This is a genomic window from Methylorubrum podarium (assembly GCF_022179745.1).
GTDB lineage: Bacteria > Pseudomonadota > Alphaproteobacteria > Rhizobiales > Beijerinckiaceae > Methylobacterium > Methylobacterium podarium.
Genome location: NZ_BPRD01000484.1, coordinates 1 through 6,051, shown reverse-complemented (window position 1 = coordinate 6,051; position 6,051 = coordinate 1). Strand labels below are relative to the sequence as shown.

Annotated in this window: 5 protein-coding genes; all 5 read left to right on the top strand. The window is 72.5% G+C overall.

Annotated features, from left to right (window positions below):
• On the top strand, positions 1 to 1,218 hold a 1,218-nt coding region (locus tag MFF42_RS21545; RefSeq protein ID WP_238257620.1), incomplete at its 5' end, for a metallophosphoesterase.
• Between the two features lie 244 nt (positions 1,219 to 1,462).
• A complete protein-coding gene (locus MFF42_RS21540) occupies positions 1,463 to 2,422 on the top strand; it encodes a metallophosphoesterase family protein (protein ID WP_003596815.1) in 960 nt (319 codons plus the stop codon).
• Between the two features lie 350 nt (positions 2,423 to 2,772).
• Positions 2,773 to 3,288, top strand: coding sequence for a hypothetical protein (locus MFF42_RS21535; protein ID WP_238257619.1), 516 nt, complete (start codon positions 2,773 to 2,775; stop codon positions 3,286 to 3,288).
• 48 nt (positions 3,289 to 3,336) lie between these two features.
• The gene (locus MFF42_RS21530) at positions 3,337 to 5,418 is read left to right on the top strand and encodes an AAA family ATPase (RefSeq protein WP_003596813.1); all 2,082 of its coding nucleotides are present in this window, start codon (positions 3,337 to 3,339) and stop codon (positions 5,416 to 5,418) included.
• Positions 5,419 to 5,562: 144 nt separating this feature from the next.
• On the top strand, positions 5,563 to 6,051 hold a 489-nt coding region (locus tag MFF42_RS21525; RefSeq protein WP_507763117.1), incomplete at its 3' end, for a 3'-5' exonuclease family protein.

The window sequence follows — 6,051 nt, the reverse complement described above, 5'->3', positions numbered from 1 at the left end:
CGCGTGGTGCCCGCGACCGGGCTCCGGCCGGCCACGGCCGAGGCGCTGCTGGCCACGCTCCGGACCTGCGCGCCGCCCACCCGCCATCGCTCCTGGGGCGAGGCCCTCGACGGCGACGCCGCCGCCCTGACCCGCGTCGCGGTCACGGTCCTGCGGGTCTGCGGCCCGGAGAGCCGCCTGACGGACCTCGTCGCGAGCGCGCTCCTCGCGCAGGCGCTGCGGGGCGAGCCGGCCGCCGCGGCGCTGCTCGCGCACGCCCTGCGCCGGCTCGGCGAGCGTCGCCCGGGCGAGCCCCACCTCGCCCGGCTCGCCGCGTCCTGGGACGCCTGGGCGCCCCCGCCCGGGGACCGAGCACCGGGGGCCGCCGCGGGCGCTCCCGCCCGCGCCGCGCCGGAAGGGCGCGGCGACCGGTCCCGTCCCCCCGCCGGAAAGGAACGCGGCTTGCGCCTCTGGATCCTGTCTGACCTGCACCGCGACGTCGGCCTGCCCTGGACGCCCGCCGAGATCCCGGACGCCGACGTGGCGGTCGTGGCCGGCGACGTTCGGGAGGGCCTGGTCGAGAGCGTCACCTGGCTCGCGCACGTCATCCGCCCGCACATGCCGGTGGTGTGCGTGGCCGGGAACCATGAATTCTATCGGCGGACCTTCGTCGAGGAGCTCGCGCGCGGGCGGGCGGTCGCCGCGAACCTCGGCGTGCACCTGCTGGAGGACGACACCGTCGTGATCGGCGGCGTCCCCTTCTCGGGATGCACGCTCTGGACCGACTACGACCTCGACGGCCCCGACCTGCGCGCCGCCTCCATGGAGGATGCCCGCCGGGGCATGAACGACCATCGGCTGATCAGCTTCCAGACCAAGCCCCGGTGGATGCGCTTCCGGCCGGAGGAGGCGCTCGCGCTGCACCTCGCGTCACGCCGCTTCCTCGAAACCGCGCTCCGGTCCGCCGCGGACGCGACGACGCGGGCGCACGTCGTGGTCACGCATCACGCTCCCGCGGCGGGGAGCGTCGCGCCGCGGTTCCTCGGCAAGCCGCTCAATGCCGCCTACGCGTCGCGGTTGGACGACCTGATCGAGGCCGGTCGGCCTTCGCTCTGGGTCCACGGGCACACCCATACGCCGTTCGACTACCGCCTCGGCGGGACCCGCGTGCTCTGCAACCCGCGAGGATATCCCGGCGAGAACCCGCGCTTCCAGCCCGGGCTGGTCGTCGAGGTCTGAGACCGCCCGGGGCGGCCGCCCCGCCCTGACTGCCTCCCGCAAGCCGAGAGCCGATGGAGACGCCCTTGCCGGACTTCGCCCGTGAGCCTCGTGCGCTAGGATGCCGGGGAGCACCTCCGCCGCATCCCATCCCGTTCCGCTCCCCGGGCTCGACCGGAACGGGATCGGCGGCCGCCGGGGGGCTACGATGACGCGGCATGTTCGCCCCCCTCGTCGTGTTCCGGGCGCCGAGGTCCCGGAGCCGTTGCCGCTTCCGTTTCGGCCCCGAGCGCGGATCGACCCGACGCCCGAGGTGCGGACGGCCTGTCCCGGACCGGCCTCCGTCGGGAGCCGAAGGGAGAACGCGAGGTTCTGGATCCTGTCCGACCTGCTCGTCGACCGCAATCCCGAGTTCCGGCTCCCCGATCCGCTTCCTGAGTTCGACGTCCTGCTGGTCGCGGGCGGAGTGGCCATCGGGCTGGACGTCGCGTTGAACTGGTTGGCGCGGGCCCTGGACGGCAGACAGGGGAACAGGCCCGTCCTGATGGTGGCGGGCAGCGCGGAGTTGTGGTCCGAGACGCCCATGGTGGAGGCGGTCGCCCGCGGCCGGGAGCTCGCCCGGGACCTCGGCATCCACCTGCTCGCCGACGACGCGGTACGCATCGGTCCCGAGGCCGGCGGCGGGACCGTGGTGGTCGGGGCGACCCTGTGGACCGACTGGTGCCTCGAAGGGAGCTTCGAGGGCCGCCTGGCCAGGGTCGCGGCCCGCCACAGCTGGGCGGATTGCCGGCGCGTCCTGCTTCGGCGGGGGCGCCCGTGGTCGCCGCTCGACGCCCTCGGGGCCCATGCAAGATCGCGGGGATACATCGAGGACGCCCTCACCAGCATCGTGTGTCAATCGCTGAACGTCGCGAGGGGACCCGGGACGCTCGTGCCCGGTGTTCGCCCCGGGGACCGCGCCGTCGTGCTCACCCACTTCGCGCCTTCACGCCGTTCGCTGCCCGACGCCTGGACGGGATGGCTCGGGGACGCCTGGCTGGCAGCCTCGCATGCCTCGGACCTGGAGGATGTCATGCACGCCTGGGGGGCGCCGACGCTCTGGGTCCACGGCCGGGCCGTCGCCCCGGCGGATTACCGCATTGGCCGGACCAGGGTGGTCGCCAACCCCTTGCGGCGTTGGGATGCGGCCGATGCCTTCGACTCAGCCTTGGTGGTCGAGGCCTGAGATGGGAACGTCGACCTACGGCCCAGGGCCGCCCGCACCAAGCTCCTCGGACAGGCCGACGGGCATCGGGAGCCGGGAAAGGTTGGGCGGGGACGGCGCCCTTCGCTGGCTTCCCGCCTCGGGCTGCCGCCGCCACGACTTTTCCCAGCCGCCAAAGACAGCAGTGGCTTGATCGTATTATATATCACAGGTATAATATAGGTATTCTCAAAAGTCGTGGCCAATTCGACAGCCGGGCCAATCGGTTTGGGGGCTGTGAAGCCGAGCCCGTCCGCCGCGCGGCGACCGCCTATTCGCCTATCGGGTCGTTCCGGCTCCCCGCGGGGGCACCGGCCGAGTTTTTCGAAAGCGTGACGGATTCGTTGACCGCCTTGGAACGGGCGGGGCTGCTGGAGGTGGATATGGCATCGGAGCCTGGCCGGGTGGTTTCGTGTTCGGTTTTGCGGCGTGCGATCCGAACCCCGCGGCGCGGCGTGCCGCCCAGGGTCGAAGCCGGCGTGGTGGCGGCTTGGCGGACGTACCCGCCTGGACGCCTCGACCGGGCGGAAGCAACGGCCCTCGCGCGGCTGCTGGCGACGACGTCGATACTCGGCGAAACGCGCTGGTCCGCGGCAAGGGACGGGGACGCGGCCGCGGCCACGGCGCTCGCCATCCGTCACGTCCGCACGTGCGGCGCGGCTTCGGTCGCGTCGGATCTCGTGATGGGCAATCTCCTGCTGATGGCCGAGCGCGGCGACGCGACCGCGCCGGCGGTCATCGCCTACGCCCTGCGCGCGCTGGCACGGCGCAGCGCCGACGAGCGCCGGCTCATGCGGCTCGCGGCGCGATGGGCGCGACCGAGGATGCGCAAGTCTCGCCGCCGCTGAACCATCGGCCCCCCACCATCGAAGTCCCGTGCGAAGCCGGAGGATGCCATGCCCGAACCGAACGAGGCGGCCTGCGCGATGGCGCGCGCCTTCGTCGAGGCGTTGCGGAAGGAAGCCGCGAGCCCGGATCCATCATGGTGCCTGGACGAAGCCGAGCTCGACGCGCTCGCGCTCGGCCGGCGGGAGGCATCACTCATGCCCCGGCTGGCCGCCGACGTCGTGGCCGCCGCGGTCATGCTGGGGCGCGCGTTCGCTCCGGCAGGACCTCCCGCGGCCGATGACGGCTTCCCCGTCCTACTGGTGCGCGTATCCTCTCCGGATTGGGTGGAGCCGATGCGGTGCGTCGTGGGACCCTGCCTCCTCGGACTGGGATGGAGGGTTCGGGATGGCGAGGGCGGGCGCGGGGCCTGGAACGACCGCAGCCGGCGGGAGGTCGTCGTGTTCGCGCGTGACGGGGCCTCGCGCGAGCATAGGCCCGACCGCGGCAACGAAACCGTCGGCGCGGCCGTGGTCGCCGGCGTCCCGCTCATCGGCGTCGCGTCGGATCCCGCCAGGACGCTGCCGCGCGACTTCCTGCGCGCCGTCGACCGGGAGGTTCTCGTCGCTCCGCTCGACGCCGAGGTGCTGAGCCTGGTGATCGAGGCGGTGACCGGCGAGGTTCCGCCCCTCGCCGCGCTCGGGGACTGCGTGGCGGTCCGGGCCGCCGCCGACCTTCGGCTCGGTATCCGCCCGGGTCGCGGGGCATCCGAGGCCCTGGAGCGCCTCGGGCGTTCGCGCCTGCGAGAGAGGCAGCGCACCGCGAACGCGCCCCGCCTTGAGGACTCGCTCGGTCTCGGAGCCGCCCGGGATTGGGGGCTCGGCCTGGTGGCGGACCTACGGTCGTGGCACGAGGGGATCATCCCGTTCGCCGCCTGTGAATCGGCCGCCCTCGTCAGCGGGCCGCCCGGCACGGGCAAAACACGGTTCGCGGCGGCCCTGGCCCGAAGCGCGAACCTACCGCTTCATCCGGGCTCCCTCGCGCAGTGGCAGGGCTCCCGTGACGGACATCTTGGCCATACCCTGGGCGCCATGCGGCAGTTCTTCGAGGAAGCGCGGCGGTCGCCTTGCGTGGTCCTGATCGACGAGCTCGATTCCTTTGGAGATAGGAATACTTTCTCAGAACATCATCGCGATTACTCCAGCCAGGTCGTCAACGCCCTCCTGGAACACCTCGACGGCGCCGTCGGCCGCGAAGGGGTCGTCGTCGTCGGCACGACCAACCATCCTTCGAGGATCGATCCTGCGATCTTGCGCTCGGGGCGGCTTGAACGGCACTTTCGGATCGAGCTTCCCGGTCTCGACGCGCTGACCGGCATGCTGGTCCAGTATCTCGGGACCGACGCCGATGACCTCGACCTTGCGCCGGTGGTCCCGCTGCTGCGGGGCATGACGGGTGCCGACGTCGAGGCGCTGGTGCGGCGGGCGCGTGGCAGCGCGCGACGGGCCGGCCGCACCCTCACGGTGGACGACATCCTGGCAGGCTCCTCGGATGGGACGCCGGCGCTCGGGGATGGGCTCCGGATGCGCTGCGCCGTCCACGAGGCCGGGCATGCGGTCGCGCTCCTGGCCAGCGGCGCGAGCGGACCGGTGACGCTAACCATCGCCCCGACCGGCGGCCTGACCGAGCATGCGCTCGTCGATGCCTACGGAGCCCTGACCGAGGGCGACTTCGAACGGTCCCTGGTGATGATCCTGTCGGGCCGCGCGGCCGAGGAGGTGCTCCTGGGCGACGTCTCCGCCGGCGCGGTCTCGGATCTCGCCGAGGCGACCCGATGCGCCGCGGCGATGGAGGCGTCGTGGGGGTTCTCGGCCGATTTCCCGCTGCTGTCCCTGGCCCCCGCCCAGGACATCGACCTGGCCCGGATGCCCTGGCTGATGCGCCCGGTCCTTGAGCGGCTCCGGCTGGCCTACGAGCGCGCGTGCGACCTCATGCGGACCGAGCGCCTCGCCCTCGAACGGATCGCGGAGGCCCTGTTCCGCACGGCCTACCTCGACGACGCGGCCATTCGGGCGTTGTTCTCGGGAAAGGCCGCCTCCCCCCGACGCCGCGCCGGTCCGGGCCGCGGTGCCCACCGCACGCACGACATCTGAAGTGGAGAGGCCATGACGTCCTTCGTACGCCGACCGATTGCATGCCGGGACCCGTCCGCGTCGCGCTCACCCGCCCGTCGCCCGCTCGCGGAACGGACGTTGTTCGACGCCGCCTCACCCGGGGCGGAGCCGCGCCCTGACACCATGCGACATCCCTTGCGCCGCCGCGACTTCGACGAGGGCAGCCCGGACACGTTGATGATGCTCGACATCGAGACCGTTCCGGACCCGATCCTAACGCCCGCGGATTGGCCGGCCGACCGGTTTCCAAAGGCCATGTGGCATCAGGTCGTCGCCATCTCGGTGATCGAGGCGGGGGTCGGTCGGGAGCCGGGCACGGGGGTCGAGACCTACGAGTTGCGGTCCTGCCGCAGCGGCGGCGAACCGGGATGGGACGAGGCACGTCTGCTGCGCGCCTTCTGGCGGCTTTTCGAGGGGGGACGCTACAGGCTCGTCACCTGGAACGGCAGGGCGTTCGACATGCCGGTGGTCCTCGCCCGCTCGTTGATGCACGGTCTCGCGGCCCCCGCATGGTTTCTTCGCGGAACGCGCTGGGCCAATTACGGGCAGCGCTACGCCCAGGACTGGCACCTCGACCTCATGGATGCGATCTCAGCCTTCGGGGCGGCCTCG

Excerpts from the sequence above, each read along its gene's own strand:
- MFF42_RS21530 (WP_003596813.1), top strand. The coding sequence starts at position 3,337 with ATGCCCGAACCGAACGAGGCGGCCTGCGCGATGGCGCGCGCCTTCGTC.